The sequence below is a fragment of the Duganella sp. HH101 genome, from assembly GCF_001758795.1.
GTDB classification, from domain to species: domain Bacteria; phylum Pseudomonadota; class Gammaproteobacteria; order Burkholderiales; family Burkholderiaceae_D; genus Rugamonas; species Rugamonas rivuli.
Genome location: NZ_LRON01000035.1, coordinates 19,046 through 44,755, shown reverse-complemented (window position 1 = coordinate 44,755; position 25,710 = coordinate 19,046). Strand labels below are relative to the sequence as shown.

23 protein-coding genes and 2 tRNA genes are annotated in these 25,710 nt (G+C 65.3%); 9 read left to right on the top strand and 16 right to left on the bottom strand.

Annotated features, from left to right (window positions below):
- Positions 1 to 117 precede the first annotated feature (117 nt).
- Positions 118 to 193 (top strand) — tRNA-Glu (locus DUGA2_RS30730).
- Between the two features lie 45 nt (positions 194 to 238).
- On the opposite strand, the gene DUGA2_RS30725 is transcribed toward DUGA2_RS30730, so the two are convergent.
- The 3 genes from DUGA2_RS30725 to DUGA2_RS30715 all read right to left on the bottom strand — a co-directional run bounded on the left by DUGA2_RS30725 (position 239) and on the right by DUGA2_RS30715 (position 3,880).
- Positions 239 to 2,293 carry a S8 family serine peptidase gene (locus tag DUGA2_RS30725; protein WP_070273116.1) on the bottom strand — a complete coding sequence of 685 codons (2,055 nt, stop codon included), beginning with the start codon at positions 2,291 to 2,293 and terminating at the stop codon, positions 239 to 241.
- Positions 2,294 to 2,304: 11 nt separating this feature from the next.
- Positions 2,305 to 2,598, bottom strand: coding sequence for a hypothetical protein (locus DUGA2_RS30720; protein WP_070273113.1), 294 nt, complete (start codon positions 2,596 to 2,598; stop codon positions 2,305 to 2,307).
- Between the two features lie 103 nt (positions 2,599 to 2,701).
- The gene (locus tag DUGA2_RS30715; protein WP_070273112.1) at positions 2,702 to 3,880 is read right to left on the bottom strand and encodes a hypothetical protein; all 1,179 of its coding nucleotides are present in this window, start codon (positions 3,878 to 3,880) and stop codon (positions 2,702 to 2,704) included.
- A gap of 176 nt (positions 3,881 to 4,056) precedes the next feature.
- Between DUGA2_RS30715 and earP the strand changes: the two genes are divergently transcribed.
- The 4 genes from earP (at position 4,057) to DUGA2_RS30695 (ending at position 8,865) form a co-directional block, all read left to right on the top strand.
- Complete coding sequence (gene earP / locus DUGA2_RS30710; protein ID WP_070273111.1) at positions 4,057 to 5,211, top strand: elongation factor P maturation arginine rhamnosyltransferase EarP; 1,155 nt, start codon at positions 4,057 to 4,059, stop codon at positions 5,209 to 5,211.
- A gap of 132 nt (positions 5,212 to 5,343) precedes the next feature.
- The gene (locus DUGA2_RS30705; protein WP_070273110.1) at positions 5,344 to 5,919 is read left to right on the top strand and encodes an elongation factor P; all 576 of its coding nucleotides are present in this window, start codon (positions 5,344 to 5,346) and stop codon (positions 5,917 to 5,919) included.
- Between the two features lie 192 nt (positions 5,920 to 6,111).
- A complete protein-coding gene (locus DUGA2_RS30700) occupies positions 6,112 to 7,719 on the top strand; it encodes an amidase (RefSeq protein WP_070273109.1) in 1,608 nt (535 codons plus the stop codon).
- Between the two features lie 129 nt (positions 7,720 to 7,848).
- Positions 7,849 to 8,865, top strand: coding sequence for an alpha/beta fold hydrolase (locus tag DUGA2_RS30695; protein ID WP_083296546.1), 1,017 nt, complete (start codon positions 7,849 to 7,851; stop codon positions 8,863 to 8,865).
- On the opposite strand, the gene DUGA2_RS30690 is transcribed toward DUGA2_RS30695, so the two are convergent.
- From DUGA2_RS30690 to msrB, 8 genes are read right to left on the bottom strand one after another with little or no spacing between them, the layout of a single operon-like run.
- The gene (locus DUGA2_RS30690; RefSeq protein ID WP_070273107.1) at positions 8,858 to 9,592 is read right to left on the bottom strand and encodes an ABC transporter ATP-binding protein; all 735 of its coding nucleotides are present in this window, start codon (positions 9,590 to 9,592) and stop codon (positions 8,858 to 8,860) included. The genes DUGA2_RS30695 and DUGA2_RS30690 overlap by 8 nt on opposite strands.
- A complete protein-coding gene (locus tag DUGA2_RS30685; RefSeq protein WP_070273115.1) occupies positions 9,582 to 10,340 on the bottom strand; it encodes an ABC transporter permease in 759 nt (252 codons plus the stop codon). The genes DUGA2_RS30690 and DUGA2_RS30685 overlap by 11 nt, the downstream gene beginning before the upstream one ends.
- A 9-nt stretch (positions 10,341 to 10,349) precedes the next feature.
- Positions 10,350 to 10,808 (bottom strand): hypothetical protein, encoded by a 459-nt coding sequence (locus DUGA2_RS30680; RefSeq protein WP_229214814.1) that lies wholly within the window; start codon positions 10,806 to 10,808, stop codon positions 10,350 to 10,352.
- Complete coding sequence (locus DUGA2_RS30675) at positions 10,805 to 11,389, bottom strand: SCO family protein (RefSeq protein WP_070273106.1); 585 nt, start codon at positions 11,387 to 11,389, stop codon at positions 10,805 to 10,807. Before DUGA2_RS30675 ends, DUGA2_RS30680 begins: the two co-directional genes overlap by 4 nt.
- Entirely contained in the window at positions 11,386 to 12,435 is a 1,050-nt protein-coding gene (locus tag DUGA2_RS30670) for an ABC transporter substrate-binding protein (RefSeq protein WP_070273105.1), read from the bottom strand. The genes DUGA2_RS30675 and DUGA2_RS30670 overlap by 4 nt, the downstream gene beginning before the upstream one ends.
- A 34-nt stretch (positions 12,436 to 12,469) precedes the next feature.
- Positions 12,470 to 13,183, bottom strand: a complete 714-nt coding sequence (gene msrA, locus DUGA2_RS30665; protein ID WP_070273104.1) for a peptide-methionine (S)-S-oxide reductase MsrA — start codon at positions 13,181 to 13,183, stop codon at positions 12,470 to 12,472.
- 15 nt (positions 13,184 to 13,198) lie between these two features.
- The gene (locus DUGA2_RS30660; RefSeq protein ID WP_070273103.1) at positions 13,199 to 15,028 is read right to left on the bottom strand and encodes a cytochrome c biogenesis protein DipZ; all 1,830 of its coding nucleotides are present in this window, start codon (positions 15,026 to 15,028) and stop codon (positions 13,199 to 13,201) included.
- Positions 15,029 to 15,043: 15 nt separating this feature from the next.
- Complete coding sequence (gene msrB, locus DUGA2_RS30655; RefSeq protein ID WP_070273102.1) at positions 15,044 to 15,538, bottom strand: peptide-methionine (R)-S-oxide reductase MsrB; 495 nt, start codon at positions 15,536 to 15,538, stop codon at positions 15,044 to 15,046.
- 151 nt (positions 15,539 to 15,689) lie between these two features.
- Here msrB and DUGA2_RS30650 point away from each other — a divergent pair, with 151 nt between their 5' ends.
- Both DUGA2_RS30650 and DUGA2_RS30645 read left to right on the top strand, forming a co-directional pair.
- Positions 15,690 to 16,406: a response regulator transcription factor gene (locus DUGA2_RS30650; RefSeq protein WP_070273101.1), complete on the top strand. Its 717-nt coding sequence runs from the start codon at positions 15,690 to 15,692 to the stop codon at positions 16,404 to 16,406.
- Entirely contained in the window at positions 16,403 to 17,896 is a 1,494-nt protein-coding gene (locus DUGA2_RS30645; RefSeq protein WP_070273100.1) for a HAMP domain-containing sensor histidine kinase, read from the top strand. The genes DUGA2_RS30650 and DUGA2_RS30645 overlap by 4 nt, the downstream gene beginning before the upstream one ends.
- On the opposite strand, the gene DUGA2_RS30640 is transcribed toward DUGA2_RS30645, so the two are convergent.
- Entirely contained in the window at positions 17,893 to 18,702 is an 810-nt protein-coding gene (locus DUGA2_RS30640) for a helix-turn-helix domain-containing protein (RefSeq protein ID WP_070273099.1), read from the bottom strand. The genes DUGA2_RS30645 and DUGA2_RS30640 overlap by 4 nt on opposite strands.
- 62 nt (positions 18,703 to 18,764) lie before the next feature.
- Between DUGA2_RS30640 and DUGA2_RS30635 the strand changes: the two genes are divergently transcribed.
- The gene (locus DUGA2_RS30635) at positions 18,765 to 19,970 is read left to right on the top strand and encodes an MFS transporter (protein WP_070273098.1); all 1,206 of its coding nucleotides are present in this window, start codon (positions 18,765 to 18,767) and stop codon (positions 19,968 to 19,970) included.
- Between the two features lie 6 nt (positions 19,971 to 19,976).
- On the opposite strand, the gene dbpA is transcribed toward DUGA2_RS30635, so the two are convergent.
- The 4 genes from dbpA to DUGA2_RS30615 all read right to left on the bottom strand — a co-directional run bounded on the left by dbpA (position 19,977) and on the right by DUGA2_RS30615 (position 23,622).
- On the bottom strand, positions 19,977 to 21,386 hold the full coding sequence (dbpA, locus tag DUGA2_RS30630; protein ID WP_070273097.1) for an ATP-dependent RNA helicase DbpA: 1,410 nt from the start codon (positions 21,384 to 21,386) through the stop codon (positions 19,977 to 19,979).
- 74 nt (positions 21,387 to 21,460) lie between these two features.
- Positions 21,461 to 21,685, bottom strand: a complete 225-nt coding sequence (locus tag DUGA2_RS30625) for a hypothetical protein (RefSeq protein ID WP_008449983.1) — start codon at positions 21,683 to 21,685, stop codon at positions 21,461 to 21,463.
- Between the two features lie 78 nt (positions 21,686 to 21,763).
- Positions 21,764 to 23,428, bottom strand: a complete 1,665-nt coding sequence (locus DUGA2_RS30620) for an acid phosphatase (RefSeq protein WP_070273096.1) — start codon at positions 23,426 to 23,428, stop codon at positions 21,764 to 21,766.
- 117 nt (positions 23,429 to 23,545) lie between these two features.
- Positions 23,546 to 23,622 (bottom strand) — tRNA-Met (locus tag DUGA2_RS30615).
- Positions 23,623 to 23,831: 209 nt separating this feature from the next.
- On the opposite strand from DUGA2_RS30615, the gene DUGA2_RS30610 reads away from it, so the two are divergent.
- Positions 23,832 to 25,700, top strand: a complete 1,869-nt coding sequence (locus tag DUGA2_RS30610) for a serine hydrolase (protein WP_070273095.1) — start codon at positions 23,832 to 23,834, stop codon at positions 25,698 to 25,700.
- Positions 25,701 to 25,710 lie beyond the last annotated feature (10 nt).

Genomic DNA, 25,710 nt, shown 5'->3' with positions numbered 1-25,710 from the left:
CCCCATCGTCTAGAGGCCTAGGACATCACCCTTTCACGGTGAGTACGGGGGTTCGAATCCCCCTGGGGACGCCAGTGTTTCAGGACTTTTCCAATATCGCAGTACGGACAGATTTCTGTCCCCATCGTCTAGAGGCCTAGGACATCACCCTTTCACGGTGAGTACGGGGGTTCGAATCCCCCTGGGGACGCCAGTTGATGCAAAAAGCCGCCTAGTGCGGCTTTTTGCATTGCCGGGCCTACCACATGATGGGGTTGTATTGCTTGGGCAGCGGGAAGGCGCCCACATGCAGCGGCGGCCAATGCCCGCCGTAGGCCGCGAACTGCGCCCGCGCCATGTCCAGCGCCAGCGGATCGTAGACCTGCGCACCACCCAGATTACCCACCAGGCCGGCGAAATTATTGCCCAGCGCTTGCCCCGCCATCATCGGCGCCAGCGCGGCGGCCTGCTGCGGCGCCACGGCCTGTGCCGGCTGCTGGCCGGCCTGCGTCTGCAAGCCCACCGCCACCAGCACATCCGGCAAGCCGAAACCGGTGCGGCTCTGGTCGCCCAGGCTGACGCGGTGCGCGCTGGCGCGTATCAGCTGGAACAGCCGCTCGACCCGTTCGGCCCCGCGCGCCTTGTACTGCGGCGTCTGGAAGTCCGGATGGTGGGCCAGCGTCAGCGCCGCCAGTCCCGTGATGTGCGGCGTCGCCATCGACGTGCCATCCCAGGCCGCGAAATTATTCGGCGGCACACAGGACGTGATCGCCACGCCCGGCCCGCACACCGCCACCTGCGGCCCGAAGCAGCTGAACTTGGCCGTGAAATAGCCGTAGGCGTCGACGTTCTGGTCCAGCGTCTGCGCGTGGTAGCTGTCGGCCGGGAACTCGTCGAGCTTGCCCACCGCCGCCACCGCCAGCACATTCGGCGACGAGGCCGGATACTGCACCGCGCCGCCCGAATTGCCGGCCGCGACGATGCAAGCGATGCCGGCCCGCTTGGCGCGCACTATCTGCTGCTCCAGCGCCTCCGACACCTCGGCGCCGCCCAGGCTCAGGTTGACCACGTCGATCTGCTTGTCGATGCAGTATTCCAGCGCATCGATCAGCTGGCTGATCTGCCCGCCGGGGAAGAGCTTGCAGGCGTGCACCTCGGCGTCCGGCGCGAAGCCGCGTATGCCCGAGGCGATGTCGGCCGCCGCGATCACGCCCGCGCAGTGCGAGCCGTGGCCCAGCGTGTCCTGGTCCCAGCCGTCCGGATTGGTCTTCTTGTTCAGCACGTCGAAGCCGGCCTTGATGCCGCGCAGGTTGGCGTGCGAGGTGGCCGCGCCCGAATCGATGATGGCGATCTTGATGCCCTGGCCGCGGTAGTTGCCGGGCAGCTGGTCCAGCCGCATCGCCTTCTGGCCCCAGCCGTAGGCGCGCTGGCGCGGGAAGCCGGCCAGCGACGGCCAGTCCGACAGCGCCCGCAAGCCGACGACATTGGCTTCGTCGGTGCTGATGTCGGGGTCGCGCTGGTAGAAGCTCCAGTAATCGGCCTTGGGCTTGACGTACAGCCCGCGCACCGATTCCCGCGTCTCGCCGAACAGCGACAGCGTGACCTGGCCGTTGGCGTCGGTCACTCCGCTGGCCGGCAACATGCTGCCGAACAGCGACACCTCGGCGTCGGCCTGCGGCGCGCCATCCTTGCCGACCACGCTGATGACGGCGTTCAGCACCGGCCCGCCTGCTGCCGCCGGCATCATGCCCGTCACCATGGTTGGTTGGCGCAGCGCCGGTTCCATCAGGTTCAGGTGCTGGTCGTGTTCGACCAGCAGCCGGCCCTGGCCTTGCTGGTGCAGCACGGCCGCCTTTTGCTCCGTCATGCGCGCCACCAGCACACCCTGCGAACCGCCCATGCCATCGGCCAGCGCGCCGAGCACGGATTTCGGGCCGACCGTGTCGACCACCTCGATGTCGTTGCTGCTGCGCAGCGCCTGCTCCAGCGCCGAGAATTGCAGCGGCTGGAAGCTCATCGCCTGCAGGCCGTCGGGCTGGCGCGGCGCGATCACATACTGCTTCTTGCGCGCGGCGATGGCGCGGCCGCCACTGTCGCTGCGCCTGCCGGGTTCGCCGGCCGAAGCAACCGAGTCGGCCGACGCGCGCGCCTCGCTGCCGTCGCCGGCGCTGCCGGACGAGGCGGAGCTGGCGCTGCCGGACGAGCCGGAGCGGCTGGAGCGTCCGCCGCCTTCGCTGGAAGAGGCGGCTTCTATGCCGCCGGAAAGAGTGGGATCCGGCGGCGACGAAGCGCCGTCGTTGGAGGTTTTGGCCATGGACATTCCTTTCAGATCGGTCCGGCCTGCATGCCGTCGAAGAGCGACAGCGGCTGGTCCGGTTCTATCGTTAATTGATGGGAGGGCGTGCCGGTGCTGCGGAAGTGCAGCTCCAGCACGCGGGCTTTGTCGGCGCTGATTTCGACGACCGCCGTATGCGGTGCGTCGTGCGGACCGATCACGTCGACCACGGTGATCTCGGGGTCGATGTCGGCCAGCGCCAGAAAATCGGCCAGCGGCGCACCGTCGGCGGCGTGGATCAGATACCGCGCCTTCCTGCTCGGCGCGGCTTGGGCTTCTGTCATGGGTATCTCCTTAAAAAGAGCAGCGCCCTCCGCAGCGGTGGCCGTCGGAGGGCAGGGGCGGCGCACGGACGCCGCCCCGTTTGCGGCTCAGGGCGTCAAACGATCAGTGCAGCGTTTGGCCGCCATACAGCGCGTTGTTGCCGGCGTTGGCTTGCTGCGCCAGTTGCGCCAGCTGCGCCTGTTGCTGCGCATAGGCCGCCGTCACCGGATCGACCGCGAACGGCAGCATGCCGCCCAGCTGGCTGGCGATGCCGCCGATGGTGTTGCCCAGGCCGGCATTGCCGAAGGCGCCGCCGATCGCGCCGCCCAGCGGCTGCGCCACGTTCTTGATCAGGTTGCCGAACCAGCCTTGCGGCGCCAGGCCTTGCAGTTGTTGTAGTTGTGCGTCCTGGGCTTGCTGCGCATACGCTTGCGAGACGGGATCTGCGGCGAACGGCAGCATGTTGGCGATGCCGGGGTTGGAGTAGCCGATGCCGGGGCTGCCGATAGGTGGGCTGAAGATGGGTGGGCTGATGATGCCGGTGTTGGCGCGATGACGCAGCAGGTTGCCGAAGAAGCCTTGCGGCACCAGGCCTTGCGATTGCAGCTGCACATCCTGCAATGCGGCCGCCTGCTCGGCCGGGTCGACGGAGAAGGGCAGCATGCCGCCCAGCTGGCCGGCGATGCCGCCGATGGTGTTGCCCAGGCCGGCATGGCCGAAGGCGCCGCCTATCATGCCACCCAGCGGACGGCCCACGCTCTTGATGATGTTGCCGAACCAGCCCTGTGGCGCCAGCCCCTGCGCCTGCAATTGCTGCAGCTGTTGTACTTGCGCGGCCTGTTGCGCATAGGCTTGCTGCACCGGGTCGGCCGCGAAGGGCAGCATGCCGCCCAGCTGGCTGGCGATGCCGCCGATGGTGTTGCCCAGGCCGGCGTTGCCGAAGGCGCCGCCGATCGCGCCGCCCAGCGGCTGCGCCACGTTCTTGATCAGGTTGCCGAACCAGCCTTGCGGCGCCAGCTGGGCCTGTTGCAGCTGCTGCAGTTGCTGTTGTTGCTGTGCTTGTTGTGCGTAGGCCGCCGTCACCGGGTCGACGCTGAACGGCAGGAAGGAGCCGCCGATGCCGCCGGCCGCCTGGCCGATCTGGTTGCCCAGGCGGGAATTGCCGAACAGGCCGCCGATGCCGCGGCCGATCAGCCCACCCAGCGGCGCACCCAGCAGGCCGCCGAAGAAGCCTTGCGGCGCCAGGCCGCCCAGTTGTTGCGGCGCTAGTTGTTGACCATAGTACTGTTGAAACTCATTCATGGTATCTCCTTGTTGTGGTTGGTGTTGGCCAGCGCGGCCGGCACATGGCGTGCGGGCTGTCACCACCTGCGCTGGAAGGGATTGGACTGGGGGCGTCCGCGGAAGTTTTGGTATTCTTGGTGGCTGACCTGCGTTAATCAGGTATCATCCAGCCTCGCATTTTTTCCAGATCCGTCATGAACCAACTCCGCCGCCTCGATCTGTTCTGCCGTGTGGTCGACAACTACGGCGACATCGGCATTTGCTGGCGTCTCGCGCGCCAGCTGCGGCGCGAGCACGGCCTGGCCGTGACGCTGTGGGTCGACGACCTGGCCAGCTTCCAGCGCATCTGCCCCGAGGTCGACCGCGCCGCCGCCAGCCAGCAGCTCGACGGCGTCACCGTGCGCCACTGGCGCGACCAGGACGGCGTCTTCACGCCAGCCGACGTGGCCGACATCGTCATCGAATTTTTCGCCGTCGACATCCCGCCCGGCTACATCGAAGCGATGGCGCAGTGCGAGCCGCGCCCGGTCTGGTTCAACCTGGAAGGCTTGACGGCGGAAGAGTGGGTGGAGGGCTGTCATCGCCTGACCTCGCCCCATCCGCGCCTGCCGCTGACCAAGCACTTCTTCTTCCCCGGCTTCACCGGCAAGACCGGCGGCCTGCTGTGCGAAAGCGAACTGGATCAAGCGCGCCGCAGCTTCCAGGCGTCGCCGGCGGCGATGGCGGACTTCCTGGCCCGCTTCGGCGTCGCGCCGGCCGAGATGGCTTCAACCAAGGTCACGCTGTTCTGCTACCCGCACGCGCCGGTGTCGGCGCTGCTGGACGTGTGGGCCGCAGCCGCGCGGCCGCTGACCTGCCTGGTGCCGGAGGGCGTGGCTGCCGAAGCGGTGCAAGCCTTCCTCGGCGCCGGGGCCAGGGCCGGCGCCAGCGCCACGCGCGGCGCGCTGACCGTGCGCGTGCTGCCCTTCGTGCCGCAACCGGACTACGACCGGCTGCTGTGGGCCTGCGACCTGAACTTTGTGCGCGGCGAGGATTCCTTCGTGCGCGCGCAATGGGCGGGCCCGCCTTTCGTCTGGCACATCTACCCGCAGGACGAAAACCTGCACCACAAAAAACTGCGCGCCTTCCTGGGGCGCTACGCCGGCGAGCTCGATGCATTGACTGAATTCTCGCTGCGCTGGAACGGCGCGCCGACGGCGGGCGAGGGCGCCGACTGGCCCGCCTTGTGGCAAGCCTTCGCGCAGCAGATGCCTGCCATGGCGCAACGCGCCGCCGCCTGGCAGGCGCAAATGCGGGCCAACGGCGATCTGGCCGCCAATCTGATGGCGTTCGCCGCCACGCTGAGATAGGCGGTGGGGGAAAAACAAGGTATAATGCCGGGTTAATCTCTAGCGCATTTTTACCTGATCAACCGTGAGCTTTGGGCTTCCCGCCTGGCGACAGATGATTTTTACGCAACCTACTTTTTACGTACACTCTCTATGAAACCTGCAAAAGAAATTCGTGTTGGCAACATCATCATGGTTGACAGCAAGCCTATGATCGTTCTGCGTTCCGACGTTAACGGTTCGAGCCGCACGGGCTTCACGTACAAATGGAAGATGAAAAATCTTCTGACCAACACCCCGATGGAAAACGTCTTCCGCGGCGACGACAAGTTCGACGTCGTGGTTCTGGACAAAAAGCCAGTGACCTACTCGTACTTCGCCGACCCGCTGTACGTCTTCATGGACGCTGACTACGAACAGTACGAAATCGAAGAAGAAAACCTGGGCGAAGCGCTGAACTACCTGAAAGACGGCATGGAATGCGAAGCCGTGTTCTACGACGGCAAGGCGATCTCGGTTGAACTGCCAACCACCATCGCACGTCAGATCGTGTACTCGGAGCCTGCGGTCAAAGGCAACACTTCGGGCAACGTCCTGAAAGAAGCCAAGATCGAAAACGCTATCGAATCGAAGCGCCACACCGTTCAAGTGCCACTGTTCGTGAGCCAGGACGACGTCATCGAGATCGACACCCGTACCAACGAATACAAGCGTATCGTTCGTAACTAATCGGTTTTAGTGCTAAAAAAGCACGCCAGCGCATGTGAAAAACATGCCGGCGTGCTTTTTTTATTGGATCTTGGGAATTATTTGCTGATTTGTAATAATTTTTGTGGTGTAGGTGGCAACACGCTGATATATTTATGCGACGCAACAAACAGTGCGCATAGGTGATCAGTACAAACCAATCACGAGGATGGCATGGATCGCAGGGAATTCGTTCGGATCGGCGTAGCGGCGGGTGCCGCGGCGGGTAGCAACCGGGTGTTGGCGACGCCTGCCGGTGCGGCGTCCAAGCTCGGCAGCGGCGGCATCCTCGACGCCGGCGTCTGGGAGCAGCAGCAGATGATGGAGGCCGGCAAGCTGACCTCGCACTCGCTGACCTCGCAATACCTGGCCCGCATCAAGACCATCGACAAGTCCGGCCCGCGCATCAACGCCATCATCGAAATCAATCCCGAAGCGCTGAAGATCGCGCTGGAAATGGACCGCGAGCGCAACCTCAAGCGCGTGCGCGGCCCCTTGCACGGCATCCCGGTTCTCCTCAAAGACAACATCGCCACCGGCGACCGCATGAGCACCACCGCCGGCTCGCTGGCGCTGAACGGCATCCGCGCCGCGCGCGACGCCCACGTCGCCGCGCAGCTGCGGGCGGCCGGCGCCGTCATCATCGGCAAGACCAATTTGAGCGAATGGGCCAATATGCGCTCGCCGCACTCGGTCAGCGGCTGGAGCGGGCGCGGCGGACTGACCTTGAATCCGTACTCGCTGGACCGCAACTGCAGCGGCTCCAGCTCCGGCTCGGGCGCGGCGATCGCCGCCGGCCTGGCCACGCTGGCGGTCGGCACCGAGACCGACGGCTCCATCGTCTCGCCGGCCTCGATCTGCGGCCTGGTCGGCATCAAGCCCACGCTGGGGCTGGTCAGCCGCAGCGGCATCATCCCCATCGCCCACTCGCAGGACACGGCCGGCCCGATGGCGCGCAGCGTCGCCGACGCCGCGCTGATGCTGGCCGCGATGGCCGGCGTCGACGCCAAGGATCCGGTCACGCAGGACAGCGCCGGCAGGGCCGGCGACTACCGCGCCGCGCTGCAGAAGGGCGGCTTGAAGGGCAGGCGTATCGGCGTCGCCCGCAATTTCTTCGGCAGCAACGACGAGCTGGACGCGGTGATCGAGAAAGCGCTGCAGGATTTGAAGGCGCAGGGCGCGGAGCTGGTCGACACCGAAGTCCCCAACGTCGGCAAGTACGGCGACAGCGAGACCGAAGTGCTGCTGTACGAATTCAAGGCCGACCTGGCGGCCTACCTGAAGGAATACGCACCGCACGCGCCGGTATCGAACATGGCCGACGTCATCGCCTACAACCGGAAGCACGGGCAGCAGGAGTTGCCGTACTTCGGCCAGGAATACCTGGAACGCGCGCAAGCCAAGGGCGACCTCGACACCCCGGCCTACCGCGAAGCCCTGGCCAACAACCACCGCTACGCGCGCGCCGAAGGCATCGACCAGGTCATGCGCGAGCACCGGCTCGACGCGCTGGTGGCGCCGACCGGCGGGCCGGCGTGGCTGACGGACTTCATCAACGGCGACCATTTCGGCGGCAGCTTTTCGTCGCCGGCGGCGGTGGCCGGCTACCCGCACATCACCGTGCCGGCCGGGCATGTGCACGGCTTGCCGGTCGGCCTGTCCTTCGTCGGCGCCGCCTACAGCGAAGCGGCGCTGATCGGCATGGCCTACGCCTACGAGCAAGCCACGCTGCACCGCCGCGCCCCGCAATTCCCCGCCAGCGTCTCGCTGGCCGTCCGCTAAAACCTGGGGTCAAAAACAAAACCTGGGGTCAAGTCTGACATTTGGACACGAGCTGTAGCGTAGCAACGTGCTACAGTCGGGGCCGTGTCCAAATGTCAGACTTGACCCCAATGTTGAAAGGCGATTCGAATGGCTAGAGCTTTGTTTGGTTTTGCGTTGCTGGCGCTTGCCGCCGGCGCGGTTTCTCCCGTATTGGCGGCGTCGGCCGCGAGCAGCGACTCCGGCCGCGCTTTCGCCAAGCCGCAGCAGTTGATCGATGTCGGCGGCCGCAAGATGAATCTGCATTGCAGCGGCGAAGGCGCCACCACCGTGCTGTTCGACTCGCCGTCCGGCGACGCCGGCTGGGCGTGGTTCAAGGTGCAGCCGCAAGTGGCACAACACACGCGCGCCTGCGTGTTCGACCGCGCGGGCTTCGGCTTCAGCGATGCCGCCAACCGCCCCAACACTTCTGAGCACGTGGCCGAGGACTTGCACAAGCTGCTGGCCGGCGCCGGCGTCAAGCCGCCTTACATCCTGGTCGGTAATTCGCTAGGCGGCGCCAATGTGCAGGTCTACGCGTATCGCTATCCGGATGAGGTCAAGGGCCTGGTGCTGGTCGAAGCGCAGCACGAAGACGAAACCGCCCGTCTCGATAAAGTCACCGACGGGAAGATCAAGCAGATCTACAGCATGGCCGAGCAGCAGAACCAGTACTGCCTGGCCGCCGCCAGCAAAGGCAAGGGCATCGCGGCGCGCAGCGAACAGCAGAAAAACTGCATCGGCGACCCGGCCACGTTCTACGGCCCCGCGCTAGGCGCAGCGGTACTGGCGAACGAACGCAAGCCGCTGTACTGGCGCACCACGGTGGCCGAACGCAATGCGTTCAAGGACAGCGACGACCAGCTGCGCGCCTTGCGCCGGCCCTTCGGCGACCTGCCGCTGGTGGTGCTCACGCGCGGCGTCAGTCCCTACGCGGTGCCGAATCAGCCGCAAAGCGCATTGAATAAAGCGATGGAAGACGAGAACCTGGCGATCCAGAAGCAGATGGCCGCGTTGTCCACACGCGGCACGCAGCGCATCGTCGCCGGCGCCGGCCACGGCATCCAGGCCGACAAGCCCGAAGCCGTGATTGAAGCCGTGCTGGAAGTGCTAAAGCAGGTTAAATAGTCACACCCAGCTCGCGCAGGATCTGTTCCTTCATCTCCTGGAACTCGGGGCGGGACAGCTTGCGCGGGTGCGGTTGCGGCACGTCGAAGGTCGCCTGTATCCGCGTCGGCCGCGGCGACAGCACCAGGATGCGGTCCGCCATGAACAGCGCTTCCTCCACATCGTGCGTGATCAGGATGACGGTGTGGCGTTCCTCGGCCAGGATGCGCAGCAGTTCGGTGCGCATCTTCAGGTTCATCAACGCATCCAGCGCGGAGAAGGGCTCGTCCATGTACAGGATCTCGGGCTTGACCACCAGCGCCCGCGCCAGCTCCACCCGTTTCAGCATGCCGCCCGACAGCTCGTGCGGATAGCTGCCCTCGAAACCCTTCAGCCCCACCATCTCCGCATAGTGATCTGCCAGCGCCGACTTGTCGCCATGGCCGTCGCCGGTCAGGCCGAACATCAGGTTCTGCTGCACCGTCAGCCACGGGAACACCGAGCCATGCTGCGAGATCGCGATGCCTTTCGGGTTCGGCCCGCGCCGCACCGCGCCGTCGATGCGCACCTCGCCCTCGGTGGGCTGTTCGAAGCCGGCGATGATCTTCATCAGCGTCGACTTGCCGCAGCCTGAAGGACCGACGATGGCGACGAATTCGCCGTCCCGCACATTCAGGCTCACGCCGCCGACCACCGGCAGATCCTTGAAACTCTTCTTGATACCGTCGACGACGATCTTAGCGTCCATAGCGCCACCTTACCGATTTGAGGCCTTCGAGTTTGCGCATCACCGCGTCCAGTATCAGGCCGATGACGCCGATGATGATCATGCCGGCGATGACCAGGTCGTAGCGGTTGCCGGCATTGCGCGAGTCCATGATCAGGTAGCCCAGGCCGGAGCGCAGCGCGATCATCTCCGCCGCCACCACCACCAGCCACGCCACGCCCAGCGCGATACGCATGCCGACGATGATCTCCGGCAGCACCGCCGGGATGATCACCTGCCGGAACAGCGTGGTGCGCGAGACGCCGAAGTTCTCCGCCGCCCGCAGGTAGCGGCGCTCGATGGTGTGCACGCCGGCCGCCGTCTGCACGATCATCGGGAACACGGCGGCGATAAAGATCAGGAACACCGGCGACAGGTTGCCGACGCCGAACCACAGGATGGCCAGCGGTATCCAGGCGATCGGCGAGATCGGCCGCAGGATCTGGAAGATGGGATTGAGCGTGGTGTAGGCGCCGTCCACGCGCCCCATCCACAGGCCGAGCGGAATCGCCACCGCCGCCGCCAGCCCGAAGCCTGTGCCGACCCGGAACAGCGAAGCGCCGATGTGCTCCCACAACGTGCCGTCTTCCGCCAGCTCCAGCGTGCCCGTCACCACTTGCAGCGGCGTCGGGAAGATCACGCTCTCGGTCTGCACCACGACGACCCACCACAGGGCGATCAGCGCGGCCAGCACCGCCAGCGGCGGCAGGATTTTCTTGAGTTTTTCCATGGCGTCCATTCAGATTGAAAGCAGGTGCGGCGCGTGCGCCCAGGCGCGCAAGGCCCGCCATTTCAGGCGCGGCCAGCCGGCGGCGGGCGGGGCGTCGACCACCACCCGCATTTGCCCGCTGGCGTGCGCGGTACAGGCGAAGTCGTTGACGGAGACGGTTTCGAACGGCAGCCGGAAACTCTGGCCCGGCATGATCAGCACCGGCCCGAAAATCTGCGGCACGCTGTCCTTGTTGCGAAGAAGGAGCACGTCGTTGGCGCCTTGGGTCAGGTGGATTTCGGATGGCAGGATCTCCACCTTGTCGCCAGCCATGCGGCGCGCCCAGGTGCCGTTGGGGATTTCAAACAGCTCGTCGCGGGAGGCCAGGGCGATGGGCGCCAGCGCGGCCCATGCGCACAGCGCGGCAAGGCCGGCGGCTGAGAGGCCCAGCGCGATAGCGGCCGGTTTGTATGAACGCTGCGTACTCAATTCTTCAACAGCAGCGTGGCGTCGTGCACCACGTCGGCGGCGGTGCGTCCGAAGGGCAGCAGCGCGCGCAGGCTGCCCTTGCGGTCGACGAAGTACAGGTAGGAGGAGTGGCCGACGGTGTAGTCGGTCTTGCTGCCGTCGATCATTTTCTTGGTGGCGGTGATGCCGTAGTCCTGGCGCACGCGCGCCATTTGCTGCGGCGTGCCGGTGGCGCCGATGAAGGTCGGATCGAAGGCGCGCAGGTAGTTCCGCATGCGGTCTGGCGTGTCGCGTTCGGGATCGACGGTGACGTAGATGACCTGCAGCTGGCTGGCCTGCGCGCCCATCTGCCGGCGCGCTTCCGCCAGCATGCCCAGCGAGACAGGACACACGTCCGCGCAGGACGTGTAGCCGAATTCCAGCAGCACCAGCTTGCCCCGGTACTGGCTCAGTTTCAGCTCCTTGCCGTCCGAGCCGCGCACCGTGAAGTCCGGCGCCATGCGCGGCGGATCGAACACGCCGGCTTTCAGGCCGAGGGTATCGGCGGCTTGCGCGCCGAACACAATCGTCATCGCCAGTAAAGCTATTCTCAACTTGCTCATATGTTGATGGCGACCGGCTTGATGGCCTTGACGAAGCTCTCGTCCACATACGACTCGTAGGCGATGGGCCGCTTGATGGTGCCGGCCTCGATCGACAGCTGCATCAGTTCATCGAACTCGGAACGTATCATGCGCAGGTCGCCGTAGGTCACGCGGTCGGCCGGATTCTGCATCACGAAGCGCAGGATGTTCGGGTCTTGATTGAAGTACTTGCGGCCGGCGGCGATGGTGATCGCCTTTTCGCGGCTGGCCGGCGTCGAATCGAGCCAGCTGCCGGCGGCCTGCACGTAGTTGACCAGCTCCTGCACCAGCGGCCGGTTTTCCTTGATCAGTTCCTCGCGCACCGTCAGCACGCAGCAGATGTAGTTGCGCCATTCGTCGCGCGTCATCGCCAGCGGACGGGCGTAGCCGGCGCGCTGCGCGGCGGCTCCGAAGGGCTCGCCGGTGCAGTAGCCGTCGACGGCCTTGGCGTACAGCGCGGCCGGCATGTCCGGCGGCGCCATTTCGACGATCTCGATATCCTTCGGCGTCATCTTCTCGCGCGCCAGCATTTTGCGCAGGAAGAGGAAGTCCACCGCGAAGCGGCTCGGGATGGCGATGCGCTTGCCGCGCAGGTCGGAGAATTTTTTGTGCGGCGAATCGGTGCGCACCATGATGACGGCGCCCGAACGGTGGCCCAGCGAGACGATCTTGACGGGGATGCGCTTGTCGGCCAAATCCATCACCAGCGGCGCCAGCATGTAGGCGGCCTGGATGCGGCCCGTCATCAGCGATTCCTTGACCTCGGGCCAGCCGTTGTATTTGCTGTACTCGAAGCCGCGTGGCAGCGCGCCAGGCTTGCCTGCATCGGCGGCCTTCGCCATGCAGGCCACCGGCAGCGTCAGATTGCAGGTGACGGGCAGGCCGCCGACCTGGATAGGCGCGTCGGCCGCGCTGGCGCTGGACGGCAGAATCAGCGGCAGCGTTGGCGCCGCAGCGGACAGCAGGCCGCCCAGCAGCCGGCGCCGCAGCGGTGAATCGGGGGAGGGATCGTCTCGGTGGTCCATGGCTCTTGGCCTGTCGTATTGTCCTGTAATTGTACTACAGGCCTTTCCGCACCAGCACCGGATCGGCGCGATAGACATCCGGCGCGATACGTTTCAGGTTCTCGACCTTGGGCAGGTCGTTGAAGGCGATGTAGGGATCGCTGGGGTGCAGCGTCAGGTAGTTCTGGTGATAGGTCTCGGCCGGGTAGAAGACCTTGTTCATTTCGATCCTGGTCGCCAGCGGCTTCTTGAACGCGCGCGAGGCATCCAGCTGGGCGATGTATCTTTCCGCCACGCTGCGTTGCACCGGCGTCTGCGGGAAGATCGCCGAGCGGTACTGCGTGCCGCTGTCCGGTCCCTGGCGGTTCAGTTCCGTCGGATTATGCGCCACCGAGAAGAAGATTTGCAGCAGCTTGCCGTAGCTGACTTGCGCCGGATCGTAGGTGATCTTCACGCTCTCCGCATGGCCGGTGTCGCCGCCGCTGACGGCTTCGTAGCTGGCGCTGCGGCCGTCGCCGCCGGCATAGCCGGAGACCGCATTGCTCACGCCCTTCACGTGCTGGAACACGCCCTGCACGCCCCAGAAGCAGCCGCCGGCAAAGATGGCGGTAGCCGCGTGTTCGCTGCCTGCCGGCTCGTCGACGGCCGGCGGCGCGATCACCACCGCGACTTCCGCCGATTCCGCCGGCTGCTGCCACAAGGCCACGCCGAAGATCGCGGCGCCGACCAATGCGGCCGGGCCGCCCCAGTTTTTCAGTATGCTGTTCATAGTGCGCTCTCCAATTCAACCAAAGGTAAAGGCGTAGGCTTGTACGCCGGGATCGAGGAATTCAATGCTGAAGGTGCGGTCGCCGATGCTGCCGGACTGCCGCACCAGCTGATACAAGCGCTGGCCGGTGATGGTGCCGCTGCCGTCGGCGGCGACGTCGGTGCCGTGGCTGGCGCCCGGTGCGGCGCCGTCTATCGTCACGCGGAAGCGTACCGGCTTGCCGTCCTTGCCGGGGCCGAGCACCAGATGCAGGTCGCGCGCATGGAAGCGGTAGACGATGCGGCCGCCGCCCTGGCTCAGCGTGACTTGGTCCGGCTGCGACAACCAGCTGCCCGCCAGGCCCCATTGGTTCAGCGATGGCTGGGCAGGCGCGGTGTAGTTGCGGGCCCGGTCTGCGGCCTGGCCTTCCGGCGAGGCGAAGTTCTGCGCGCGTTCGTAGCCCAGGTAGGTTTCCGGCGAGGCCACCTGTCCCATGTCGGCGGCCTGCTGCACGCCCTTGGCGTCCTCCGCGCTGACCACGCTGTTGGCGACGTTCTTGCGGCCAGCTTCTTCCAGCAACTGCTGGATCACTTGTTCGGACTGGGCGTACTCGCCTTCGCCGAAGTGGTGATGGCGGATCTGTCCCTTGGCGTCGATGAAGTAGTGCGCCGGCCAGTACTGGTTGCCGAACGCACGCCAGATGGCGAAGCTGTTATCGACGGCGACAGGGTAGGTGATACCGAGGTCTTTGATCGCCTTGCGTACGTTGCCGATATCGCGTTCGAAAGCGAATTCGGGAGCGTGTACGCCGATCACCACCAGGCCCTGGTCGCGGTATTTTTCCGCCCAGGCTTTCACGTACGGCATGGTGCGCAGGCAGTTGATGCAGGAGTAGGTCCAGAAATCGACCAGCACCACTTTGCCTTTCAGCTGCTCGGCCGTGAGCGGGGCGGAGTTCAGCCATTCGACCGCGCCAGTCAGTTCCGACAGCTTGCCTTCCACTGGCAGCGTACCGTCGCCGGCCGCCGCGCCATGCATGGCCGTCATGGCGGGACCATTTCCGGTCATCGCCGTCCGCGACATCATCGCGCCGCCGGCCATCATCGCGCCATCTTGCGGTGCGCGTGGCGAAAGCTTGTCGATCAGCGTTTGCTCCAGCCCCGCCGTGGCGACTGTGGACACTCGCGTCAGCAGTCCTGTATCCAAGCCGCTCGCAATCGCCGCCACGCCGCCGAGCATCGCCACGCCCAATCCGCGCCGTACCCATTCGCCGGCGCCCAGCGATCGCTTCATCGCGCTGAAGACCTTACCGCCGATGAGCAGCGCCAGCCCCAACGAAGTCGCCGCACCCGCCGCATACGCCAACAACAGCAGCGTCGTCCCGGCACTGGCGCCGTTCAGCGCCGCCCCGGTCAGCACGAGGCCCAGCACCGGTCCGGCGCAAGGCGCCCACAACAAGCCAGTCGCGATCCCCAGCAGGAAGGACGCACGCGCCCCCGACCAGGCGCTGTCGCCAGCCGAGGCATCTGCCTGCTGCGCCTTGTTCGACAGCTTGTCGCCCAGCGCCACGAGCGGCTTGGTCAACCGATCCGCCAGATGCGGCAGCATCAGCGTCAGGGCGAAGAAGGCCATCAACGCCATGGCAAGCCAGCGCCCATACTGGTTAGCCTGCACCACCCAACCGCCGCCGACTGCGGCCAGCGTCGCCACCAGCGCAAAGGTCAGCGCCATCCCGGCCAGCAGCGGCAGGCCGCTGCGCACAAACGGCTGCCCGGTGCGGGCGAACACAAACGGCAGCACCGGCAGAATACAGGGACTGAGTATCGTCAACGCCCCGCCCAGATAGGAAAGAAGTATCAGCAGCATAGCGATCGTCCTCCCTCAAGCCGCGCCGGGCGTGAACACCAGCGCCAGCCCGTCGATGCAATACCGCAGGCCGGTCGGTTCCGGGCCATCGTCGAACACATCGCCCAGATGCCCGCCGCAGCGGCGGCACTGCACCTCGGCACCCCGGAAACCCAGCGACGTGGTGCGGGCGGTGTAGACGCCGCGCTCCAGCGGCTTCCAGAAACTAGGCCAGCCGGTACCGCTGTCGAACTTGGCGGCGGACGAAAACAGCGGATTCTGGCACCCCGCGCAGAAGAACTTGCCGGCGCGGTGCTCCTTGTAGAGCGGGCTGCTGAACGGCCGCTCCGTGCCGCCGCGCCGCAGAATCTCGTACTGCGCAGGCGACAGCAAAGCGCGCCATTCGGCATCCGTGTGGGTCACTTCCCAGGCCGGAGCGGGAGCGGCATGGGCGGTATGCAAGCGTAAAGCTGCGGCGCCCGCCATCAGGGCGGCGCCGCTAGTGATGAGAAATTTGCGTCGGGAAGTCATACAAACTCCATAAAGTGGAATGTCGATGCAGCCATTCTGGCCCGGAAGCGCTGACGAAATCCTCACGTAAACTTCAATTAAATGTGATACTTTTCAGAGCAGGAATCCCTCACAATGGCGGCATTGCGACTTTTACCCGGCCCGACAGACTATGGATTTACCAAAACGCGTCCTGATCGTAGAGGATGATATGCCCATCGCCGACCTGCTGCGCCTGCATTTGCAGGACGAGGGCTACCAGGTCACGCACTGCGCCGACGGCAACCAGGGCCTGGCCCAGCTGCGCACCGGCGGCTGGGACGCGCTGATCCTCGACCTGATGCTGCCGGGCGTGGACGGGCTGGAGATCTGCCGCCAGGCGCGTGCGATGGCGACCTACACGCCCATCATCATCACCAGCGCGCGTTCCAGTGAAGTGCACCGCATCCTCGGCCTGGAGCTGGGCGCGGACGACTACCTCGTCAAACCGTTCTCGGTGCTGGAGCTGGTGGCCCGCGTCAAGGCGCTGCTGCGCCGCGCCGACGCCATGGCCCGCAACCAGCGCAACGAAGCGGGCTCGCTGGAGCTGAACGGCGTCCGCCTCGACCCGCTGACCCGCCAGGCCCAGGTCGAAGGCCGTCCGTTGGACCTGACGCCGCGAGAGTTCGACCTGCTTTACTTCTTCGTCAAGCACCCCGAAAAAGTGTTCTCGCGGCTGGACCTGCTCAACCAGGTCTGGGGCTACCAGCACGACGGCTACGAACACACCGTCAACACCCACATCAACCGCTTGCGCGCCAAGATCGAAGCCGATCCCGCCGACCCGGCCCGCATCCTCACCGTCTGGGGCAAGGGCTACCGCTTCGCCAACGGCGCACCTGCGGCATGAACCTGAGCCTTTCGCAGCGCCTGTCGCTGGTGTTCTCGGTGCTGCTGCTGGCCTGCTGCGGCGCCTCCGCCTGGCTGCAGATCCGCGCCAACATCATGCATGAGAAGGAAGTGGTGCAGGGCCTGTCGCGCGGCCTGGCGCGCAGCATCGCGCTCGACGCCCAACTGATGCACGCCAACAGCGATCCCGCGCCGGCGACCGGCGTACCGGCCAGCGAGGGCCTCGGTCCCGAAGCCGTGCGCCGCCTGTTCGGCCAACTGATGGTGGTCAATCCCAACGTCGAGGTCTACCTGCTGGACATGGAAGGCCGCATCGTCGGCCACGCCGCGCCGGCCGGCCACCTGAAGCGCGACCGGGTGAACCTCGAACCGATCCGGCGCCTGCTCGACAACCAGCCCTTGCCGATCCAGGGCGACGATCCTCGCAGCGACAGCGGCCGCAAGGTCTTCAGCGCCGCCGTGCTGCGCATGGACGAACGCAAGGTCGGCTACATCTACGTGATCCTGCAAAGCGAAGAGCACGACCGCCTCGCCGCGCGCGCCACCGCCAGCTCGGCGCTGCGCATCACGCTGTGGTCGATGGCGGTGGTGGCGCTGCTTGGCCTGCTGGCCGGCCTGGTGGCCTTCCGCCTGATCACGCGGCCGCTGCACCGGCTGGCCGCGACCATGCGCCAGCTAGACACCAGGGCCGAACAACTGCAACTGCCGCCGCCCAATGCCGGCGGTCGCCGCGACGAAATCGCCATCCTGGAGCGCACCTATGGCGAGATGGCTGAGCGCATCAACGAGCAATGGCAAACCGTGCGCCAGCTGGACCACGAACGCCGCGAAGTGGTGGCGAACATTTCGCATGACCTGCGCACGCCGCTGGGCTCATTGCACGGCTACCTGGAGACGCTGTCGCTGAAGGATGAAACACTGGACGCGGCGGGCCGCCAGCACTACCTCGGCATCGCGCTGGCGCAGAGTCGCAAGGTGGGCCGCCTGGCGCAGGCCTTGTTCGAACTGGCCCGCCTTGAGCATGGCGCGGTGGCGCCCGAGATCGAGGCCTTCTCGCTCAGCGATTTGATACAGGACGTATTCCAGAAATTCGAACTGCGGGCCGAGGAAAAGCAGTTGCACCTGAACGCTGTGCTGCCGCACCCGGCGCCGATGGTGCGGGCAGACCTGGGGATGATCGAACGCGTGCTGACCAATCTGTTCGACAATGCGATCCGCCACACGCCGGCAGGCGGCACGGTGGAGATTGCGGTGGAGCCGGGCGAGCAAGGCCAAGTCCGCATCACCGTCGGCGACACCGGGCCGGGCATCCCGGCGGACATGGAGGACGTGCTGTTCCGCCGTCCGTTCGCGCTGCGCGGGGAACACAGGGCAGGGGGCCTGGGCCTGCTGATCGTCAGCCGCATCCTGCAACTGCACGGTAGCACCATCGAGTTGGTGCGCGTGCCGCAGTGCGGCGCCGTGTTCCGCTTCGCGCTGGCGGCGGCTTAAGTCCCGGCGTTCTGCAAGGGCGCGCGCCAGCCGCTCAGATAGTGCTGCGGCGTCTTGCCGAGGATGCGGCGGAACATGGCGCTGAATGCACTCGGACTGGCATAGCCCAGCGCCGCCGCGATCTCGCCCACGCTGTCGCCGCGCGCCAGCCGGCCGAAGGCTTCGGCCAGGTGCACCTGCTGCACCCACTGGCGGTAATGCAGCCCTGTCTCTTTCGGGAACAGGCGTATCAGCGTGCGCGCGCTGGCGCCGGCTTCGGCGGCCCAGTCCTCGATGGTGCGCGGGCTGCCCGGATCGTCGACGATGCCCTCGCATACCGCAAGCAAACGCCGGTCGCGCGGCCAGGGGATGGCGATGGGCACCGTCTCCGCCGCAGCCAGCTCCGACAGGATCAGCATCGCCAGATGCTCGCCGCGTCCCGGCAGCGGGTATTCGATCGGTTCATCCAGTAGCGACAAGATCAACTCCCGCAGCAGCGGGCTCACTTCGATCACGCGGCAGCTGTCGCCGAAAGCCTGAGCCACCTTGGCCTCGATGTAGATGGTCCGCATCGTCACCCGGCTCAAGGAGGTCCACTGGTGCACCACGCCGGGCGGAATGAACAGCGCCCGGCGCGGCGGCAGTATCCACACGCCGAACGCCGTCTTCACCTTCATCAGGCCCTCGGTGGCATACAGCAGCTGCGCGCGTTCATGGCTGTGCGGCGCCACCGACACGCCATGCACCTCATCCCGCGCCATCGCGGTGACGACGCGTGGCACGCGCTGGTAGTCGCGATGATCGCTGCTGCGTTTAAGGGCTTTCATTTGTCACTTATTCGACGAAAAATGGAATAGATCGGGTTTTTAGCCATATTACACTGGACGGCATGAATACCTCGACTCTCTCCGCTTCCAGCCGCCCCCACGGCAACACCGTCATATCCATCCTCGGCGCGGTCGCGCTGGTCCATCTGCTGAACGACCTGACGCAAGCCATGCTGCCGTCGATCTACCCGATGCTGAAGGCGCAGTTCGGCCTGACGTTCGCGCAAGTCGGCCTGATCACGCTGACCTTCCAGTGCACCGCCTCGCTGTTGCAGCCGTGGATAGGCCTGTACACCGACCGCCGTCCCATGCCATGGCTGCTGCCGATGGGGATGGTGTCCACGTTGGTCGGCGTGCTGATGATGTCCGTCGCCGGCAGCTTCCCGGCCTTGCTGCTGGCCGCAGCGCTGATCGGCGTCGGTTCCTCGACCTTCCACCCGGAGGCTTCGCGCGTGGCGCGCATCGCCTCGGGTGGGCGGTTCGGTTTTGCGCAATCGCTGTTCCAGGTCGGCGGCAATGTCGGCTCGGCGCTCGGCCCCTTGCTGGCTGCGGCCGTCATCATCGGCCGGGGGCAGGGCAATATCGCCTGGTTCGCGCTGTTGGTGATGGCGGCGATTGTGGTGCTGGTGCGCGTGAGCCGCTGGCACAGCGCCCACCTGGCCGGGTTGCCGCGCAAAACCGCCGCGCATGCTGTATCGCCTTTATCCAAAGGCCGCGTTTATGGCGCGCTGGCGGTGCTGGCGCTGCTGGTATTCTCCAAGTACATCTACATGTCCAGCTTGAGCAGCTACTACACCTTCTACCTGATCGATAAATTCGGCCTGTCGGTGTCGTCGGCGCAGATGTATTTGTTCCTGTTCTTGGCGGCGGTGGCTGCGGGCACCTTCATGGGCGGGCCTATCGGCGACCGCATCGGCCGCAAGCGCGTGATCTGGATCTCGATACTCGGCGCGGCGCCGTTCACGCTGATGCTGCCATACGTCGGCCTGTTCTGGACGGCCGTGCTGTCGGTGGTGATCGGCTTTGTGATCTCGTCGGCGTTTTCCGCCATCGTGGTGTTCGCGCAGGAGCTCATGCCGGGCAAGGTCGGCATGATTGCGGGGATCTTCTTTGGATTGATGTTCGGCGTGAGCGGCATTGGCGCCGCAGCCATGGGGCATATCGCCGACGTGGCCGGCATCGCCTATGTGTACAAATTGTGTTCGTTCCTGCCGCTGCTGGGCATCCTCACGGTGCTGCTGCCGCATATCGAGCAGCCGCACCGTTGAACGACATCAGGATTCGATGAAGCGCATCTTGAAGTTGCGGCCTTTGATGGCGCCGAAGTCGCCGCCCAGCGGATTGTTACGGCTCAGGCGTTCGAAGGCGTCGTAAGCCACGCGGCGGTCGATCGCCACGTAGGTCTGGAACTCGAACACGTTGATCTTGCCGACTTGTTCCTTGGAGAGGCCTGCGTCGCCGGTCAGTGCGCCCAGCAGGTCGCCCGGACGCAGCTTGTCCTTTTTGCCGCCCGAGATCACCAGCGTCATCATCGGCGCCGGATCGACGCCGTACTCGTTGTCGTCCAGGCTTTTCAGGTCGAACCACTGGACTTCGGATTGCTGGTATTCCTCGATCAGCTTGACCCACTTCTTCTCGTTCGGCGCGCACAGCGACAGGGCCAGGCCCTGCTCAGTGCCACGGCCGGTGCGGCCGATGCGGTGGATGTGCACCTCGGTGTCCTTCGACACGTCGACGTTGATCACCGCTTCCAGGTTCGGGATGTCCAGGCCGCGCGCGGCGACGTCGGTGGCCACCAGCACCGAGCAGCTGCGGTTCGAGAACAGCACCAGGATCTCGTCGCGCTCTTTCTGTTCCAGTTCGCCGTACAGCGCCATCGCGGAGAAGCCCTTCGATTGCAGCTCTTCCACCAGTTCGCGGCACTGCACCTTGGTGTTGCAGAAGGCGATAGCCGATACCGGCTTGTAGTGGCCCAGCAGGCGCGCCACGGCGGCAGTGCGCTGGTCGAAGCCGATCTCGAAGAACAGCTGTTCGATCTGGCTGTTGTCGTGCTGCGCTTCGACCGTCACTTCAACCGGATCGACCAGGAAGGCATCGGTGGCGCGGCGGATGTCGTCCGGGTAGGTGGCCGAGAACAGCAAGGTCTGGCGGCGTTTAGGGCAGGCGCTGACGATGCCGGCGATTTCGTCGTAGAAGCCCATGTCGGTCATGCGGTCCGCTTCATCGAGCACCAGCGTTTCGACCTTGGACAGGTCCAGCGTGTTGCGGCCCAGGTGGTCGCGCACGCGGCCCGGCGTGCCGACGACGATGTGGGCGCCGTGTTCCAGCGAGGCGATCTGCGGACGCATCGGCGAGCCGCCGGTCAGCACCAGCACCTTGACGTTGCCGGTGGCGCGCGCCAGGCGGCGCAGCTCATTGGCTACCTGGTCGGCCAGTTCGCGGGTCGGGCACAGCACCAGCGCCTGCACGGCGAACCATGCGGGATTGAGCTTGGCGAGGATGCCGATGCCGAAGGCTGCGGTCTTGCCGCTGCCGGTCTTGGCCTGGGCGATCAGGTCGCGGCCTTCCAGCACCGACGGCAGGCTTTGCGCCTGGATCGTGGTCATCTCTTTGTAGCCGAGCGAATCGAGATTGTCGAGCAGGGTAGGGGCCAGCGGCAGGCTGGAAAAGGCGGTGGATGTCATGGTGTCAGACCTGTTCAAAAAGGACGTGGTCACAGTCTAACAGGCTCGCTGACGCTGTGATAATCGGGTTGTTATTAGTTTGGCGCCCACACCGGCAAGCCGGTGAGGTCCAGGTTTTCGTCGCGCACCCAGACCGGCAGGCCGGAGGTGTCGGTCGGTTCGAGCAGTTCCAGTTGCACTTGCTTGAGTGTGGCGCGCTTGCCGCGTGGCGGCGGCGGACGCTTTGCTTCCGGTTCGAGCGGCGCGGCCGGGCTGAAGCCGGGCAGGTCGAACGTAGCGTTATCTTTTTTATCTCTCATCTGAAAAAAAACAAAAGCCCGGCTGCAGCAGTCGGGCTCAGTGTAAGTTAGGGGCGAAGTGTAACACAAAGCCCAAACTCAACGGAAGCTCAGCGCTCCCGTCAGGTCGCCCGGCGGCAGCGCGTTGCGGGCGGCGAAGGCGTCGTTGCGCAGCTTCAGGCCTTCCAGCAGCGGCAGGCCGTGCAGGCGGGTGATGAAGCGCATGATCGACGTGGTGTCGTAGAAGGTGTGGTCGACCTGGCCTTTTTTCGCGTACGGCGAGATGACGATGGCCGGGATGCGCGAGCCAGGGCCCCAGCGGTCGCCCTTCGGCGGCGCCACGTGGTCCCACCAGCCGCCGTTCTCGTCGAAGGTGATCACCACGACCATGTCTTTCCACTGCGGGGACTTCTTCAGGTGCTCGATGACGTTGGCGATGTGGGCGTCGCCGGACTCGATGTCCGAGTAGCCGGCGTGCAGGTTCAGGTTGCCCTGCGGCTTGTAGAAGGTCACGGCGGGCAGCTTGCCGGCGATGGCGTCGGCGATGAAGCGGTTCGAGATCGGGCTGTCGCCCAGGCCGCCGTCGCGCAGGTGCTCGGCGCGCGCGGCGGTGCCGGGGGCGAACTGCTTGAAGTAGTTGAACGGCTGGTGGTGGTACTGGAAGTTGGGCTTCTCGCCGCCGCCGCGCGCGTCCAGCGCGGCTTGCCATGCGCCGCCGTACCACGCCCAGCTGACCTTCTTGGCCGACAGCAGGTCGCCGATGGTGTCGTAGCTTTGCGGCGGCAGGGTGCCGGCGTCGTTCGGATCGGCCAGCAGCGGATCGCCGTCGAAGGCGGGGCGGATGTAGCTTGGCTGGTAGGGCGGCGCCATGGTGTTGACCGCGTAGCCGTCCGGCGTAATGGCGCCGTTGTTGACGAAGTGCGGATGGCCGTCCATCGCCGAGGCGGGGCTGTCCTTGGTCACGGACAGGCGGAAGCCGGTCGGGCCGTCGTCCAGCACCGCGATCTTTTTCTTGGCCGCGGTGTCCTTGGCGTTGAAGTACTCGGGCGTGCGGCCGGAGATCAGGAACTGGTGGTTCAGGTAGGAGCCGCCGAAGGCCGCCATGAAGAAGTTATCGCACAGCGTGTACTGTTCGGCGATCTTCCACAGGCCGAGGTTCTTGCTGGTCTCGCCGTAGTAGCCCATCACCATGCCGCCGGTGTTGCCCCAGGCCGCGAAGCCGTCGTTCTTGCCGCCGTTGATCTGCATCTGGTTCTGGTAGAACAGGTGCCACAGGTCGCGCGTGATGACGGCTTCCGGCAGCGGCTTGCCTTCGGTGTCGACCAGTTTGAACGGCGCGTTCGGCAGGCCCTTGATGTCGTCTTCCTTGAGCGCGTACTTTTTGCCGCCGATGTCCTGGGTGTTCGGCACCATGCCGCCCCAGACTTTCGGCAGCGCCGGCAGCACGGAGCCGTCGCGGTCGCGCTGCTGGCAGGCGGCGGCGGTGGCGGCCGACAAAGGCCAGGCGGTGCCGGGGAAGTTGGCGAACAGGTTGTTGAAGCTGCGGTTTTCCAGGTAGATCACCACCACGTTCTTGACGTGGGCTTTCAGCTTGGCGTCCAGCGAGCCTTTGACGGCGGTTGGTTTTGCGGTCGCAGCCTCGGCCAGCGAGGGCAGGGAGGCGGCCATGCCGGTTGCTGCGGCGGCCTGGAAGATGCGGCGGCGTGATGGATTGACTGGAGCGTCCTGCTCCTGTTGTGCTGATACCTGAACTTGATCCTTCACTCACGCCTCCCTGGCTAACCAAAAGGAGTGATTGTGACAGTTTTGTGACGGCTTGTGTATGGCCGCAAATGTAAAAAGCCGCTGATTCTTTTGCAAGAATCAGCGGCTTTTTGGATCTGGTTGCGGGGACAGGATTTGAACCTGTGACCTTCGGGTTATGAGCCCGACGAGCTGCCAGACTGCTCCACCCCGCGTCTGAGGCCCGAATTATACATAGGCCTTTTGCATTCCGCAAGGGCCAAAATAAGAGCCACTTATATTTCTCGTGATTTTTTAAGTGAAGCTTATGTTTATCGCATCAATTGCGACTTTTAAAATTGCTTTGCGTTTCAACAAAGATGCTCTACCATTGGGTCACTGTAATACATCACTATAACACTACAACTCACCCTGGAGACCATCAATGCCACCTTCGAGTAACCCCTTCTGCGCGCTTGCGCTGTCATCCTTGCTGTTGCTGGCGACGGCCTGCGCAGCCGAGCCCACGCCGCCCGCACCAGCCTCCCTGGAAGAGCTGGACGGGCGTCTGGCAAAAATGTTCGCGCAGCGCGGCATTCCGGGCGCAGCGCTGGCGCTGGTGGAAGACGGCAAGATTGTCATGCTCAAGGGATATGGCGTGGCGGACAAGGCCAGCGGCGAACGGGTCACGCCGGATACGATTTTTCGTGCGGCCTCGATCTCCAAGAGTTTCACCAGCATCGCCATCATGCAGCTGGTCGAAAACGGCAAGCTGAAACTGGACGCGCGGCTGGCCGACCTGGCGCCCGAGATTCGCTTCAACAATCCATGGGAGCAAAGCGATCCCGTCCGCCTGGTCCACCTGCTGGAACATACGACGGGCTGGCCGGACATCAGCACCCGCGTCGAGCTGCAGAACGGCCCCGGCTGGACGGTGCGGCGTGGCGTCGAGTTCGCCAGCCCGGAGTTCGTCAGCCGCTGGAAGCCGGGCCAGTTTGCCGTCTATGCGAATGCCGGCCCGGCCGTGGCGGGTTATGTGCTGGAAAAAGTCACAGGACAGGATTTCGCAACCTTCGAGCGTGAGCATGTGCTGCGGCCGATGGGCATGGCCAGCGCCGATTTCACGCTGACGCCGGCACTGGCGGCCAAGGTGGCCAAGAGCTACGCACCCGATGGCACGCTGACGCCTTACCAGCACATCATCATGCCGGCGTCCGGATCGCTGGCCACCAGCGTGCGGGAATTATCGCAACTGGTGTTGTTCTTTGTCGGCAGGGGCACGGTCGATGGGCATAGGATCCTGTCGCCGCAGGCGGTCGAGCGTATCGAGCACGGCGAGGCTTCGCTGGCCGCGCGGGCAGGCTTGAGCGGAGGCTACGGCCTGGGTAACTTCCCTGCGAATGAGACGGGGCCGAGTTTTCGCGGCCACAATGGCGAGATCGACTCATTCACCTCCGTCTACGGCTATTCCGCCGCGCAAGGCAGCGGCTATGTGGTGCTTGCCAACGGCGGCGAGGGCGTCGACTTCCGCACGCCTGTCACCGGCCTGATCCAGGCTTACCTGAGCCGCAAGCATGCGTTTGCGCCAGCTCCCTTGTTCCCCGTCGACCCCAGGGAACTGGCTGCCCTGACCGGTTTCTACCGCAACGTGACACCGGCCAAGAACTTGATGCGGCCATATGCGGAGGTACTCGGCATGTCGAGGGTCACGCTGGTCGATGGCGCTTTGCGTGTCGGCGGCAAGCCTTACCTGCCGACCGGCAAGCACAGTTTCCGCCGCACCGATCGGGAAGCGGCCAGCCTGGCCTTCGTCGAGCAGGACGGACAAACCTACCTGCTGTCGGGCGGTTTGGGCGACCGCAAGCGTGAAGCCGGTTGGTGCGTAGCCGCTTACGCCTTTGTGGCTGCGCTGGCCTTGCTTGGCGGCTTGTTTGGGCTGCTGGCTTTGCCTGTCTGGGGCGTAGCTGCTTATCGGAAGTCCCTGCAGGCCAAGGGCGGCTGGAAGGTGCGGCTGCTGCCGCTGCTGGCGTTTGCCAGCTTGTGCGCCACGTTCGCCTTGCCTCTGATCGGCATTGCCGGAGGTGTCGGCACATTGGGGATGCTGGCCGCGCCGAGCGTGCTGTCGCTGCCGATACTGCTGTGCAGCGTGGCGTTCCCGCTGCTGGCGGCGGCCGGCGTATGGTATGCGCTGACGAACAAGCGCGCCAGCCGGCTGGTGCGCTGGCATGCCGGCCTCACATCGGCCGGCATCCTGGCCATCGCCGGCTACGCGTTGTCGATCGGTTGGATCGGGCTGCGTACCTGGACGATGTGACGGGCTGTCT

Coding starts and splice junctions, on each gene's coding strand:
- DUGA2_RS30610 (WP_070273095.1), top strand. CDS start 23,832: ATGCCACCTTCGAGTAACCCCTTCTGCGCGCTTGCGCTGTCATCCTTG.
- DUGA2_RS30625 (WP_008449983.1), bottom strand. CDS start 21,685: ATGAGAGATAAAAAAGATAACGCTACGTTCGACCTGCCCGGCTTCAGC.
- DUGA2_RS30700 (WP_070273109.1), top strand. CDS start 6,112: ATGGATCGCAGGGAATTCGTTCGGATCGGCGTAGCGGCGGGTGCCGCG.
- DUGA2_RS30640 (WP_070273099.1), bottom strand. CDS start 18,702: ATGAAAGCCCTTAAACGCAGCAGCGATCATCGCGACTACCAGCGCGTG.
- DUGA2_RS30670 (WP_070273105.1), bottom strand. CDS start 12,435: ATGGACCACCGAGACGATCCCTCCCCCGATTCACCGCTGCGGCGCCGG.
- DUGA2_RS30690 (WP_070273107.1), bottom strand. CDS start 9,592: ATGGACGCTAAGATCGTCGTCGACGGTATCAAGAAGAGTTTCAAGGAT.
- msrB (WP_070273102.1), bottom strand. CDS start 15,538: ATGACTTCCCGACGCAAATTTCTCATCACTAGCGGCGCCGCCCTGATG.
- DUGA2_RS30650 (WP_070273101.1), top strand. CDS start 15,690: ATGGATTTACCAAAACGCGTCCTGATCGTAGAGGATGATATGCCCATC.
- dbpA (WP_070273097.1), bottom strand. CDS start 21,386: ATGACATCCACCGCCTTTTCCAGCCTGCCGCTGGCCCCTACCCTGCTC.
- DUGA2_RS30725 (WP_070273116.1), bottom strand. CDS start 2,293: ATGGCCAAAACCTCCAACGACGGCGCTTCGTCGCCGCCGGATCCCACT.
- DUGA2_RS30660 (WP_070273103.1), bottom strand. CDS start 15,028: ATGCTGCTGATACTTCTTTCCTATCTGGGCGGGGCGTTGACGATACTC.
- DUGA2_RS30635 (WP_070273098.1), top strand. CDS start 18,765: ATGAATACCTCGACTCTCTCCGCTTCCAGCCGCCCCCACGGCAACACC.
- earP (WP_070273111.1), top strand. CDS start 4,057: ATGAACCAACTCCGCCGCCTCGATCTGTTCTGCCGTGTGGTCGACAAC.
- DUGA2_RS30715 (WP_070273112.1), bottom strand. CDS start 3,880: ATGAATGAGTTTCAACAGTACTATGGTCAACAACTAGCGCCGCAACAA.
- DUGA2_RS30685 (WP_070273115.1), bottom strand. CDS start 10,340: ATGGAAAAACTCAAGAAAATCCTGCCGCCGCTGGCGGTGCTGGCCGCG.
- msrA (WP_070273104.1), bottom strand. CDS start 13,183: ATGAACAGCATACTGAAAAACTGGGGCGGCCCGGCCGCATTGGTCGGC.
- DUGA2_RS30695 (WP_083296546.1), top strand. CDS start 7,849: ATGGCTAGAGCTTTGTTTGGTTTTGCGTTGCTGGCGCTTGCCGCCGGC.
- DUGA2_RS30720 (WP_070273113.1), bottom strand. CDS start 2,598: ATGACAGAAGCCCAAGCCGCGCCGAGCAGGAAGGCGCGGTATCTGATC.
- DUGA2_RS30705 (WP_070273110.1), top strand. CDS start 5,344: ATGAAACCTGCAAAAGAAATTCGTGTTGGCAACATCATCATGGTTGAC.
- DUGA2_RS30645 (WP_070273100.1), top strand. CDS start 16,403: ATGAACCTGAGCCTTTCGCAGCGCCTGTCGCTGGTGTTCTCGGTGCTG.
- DUGA2_RS30675 (WP_070273106.1), bottom strand. CDS start 11,389: ATGAGCAAGTTGAGAATAGCTTTACTGGCGATGACGATTGTGTTCGGC.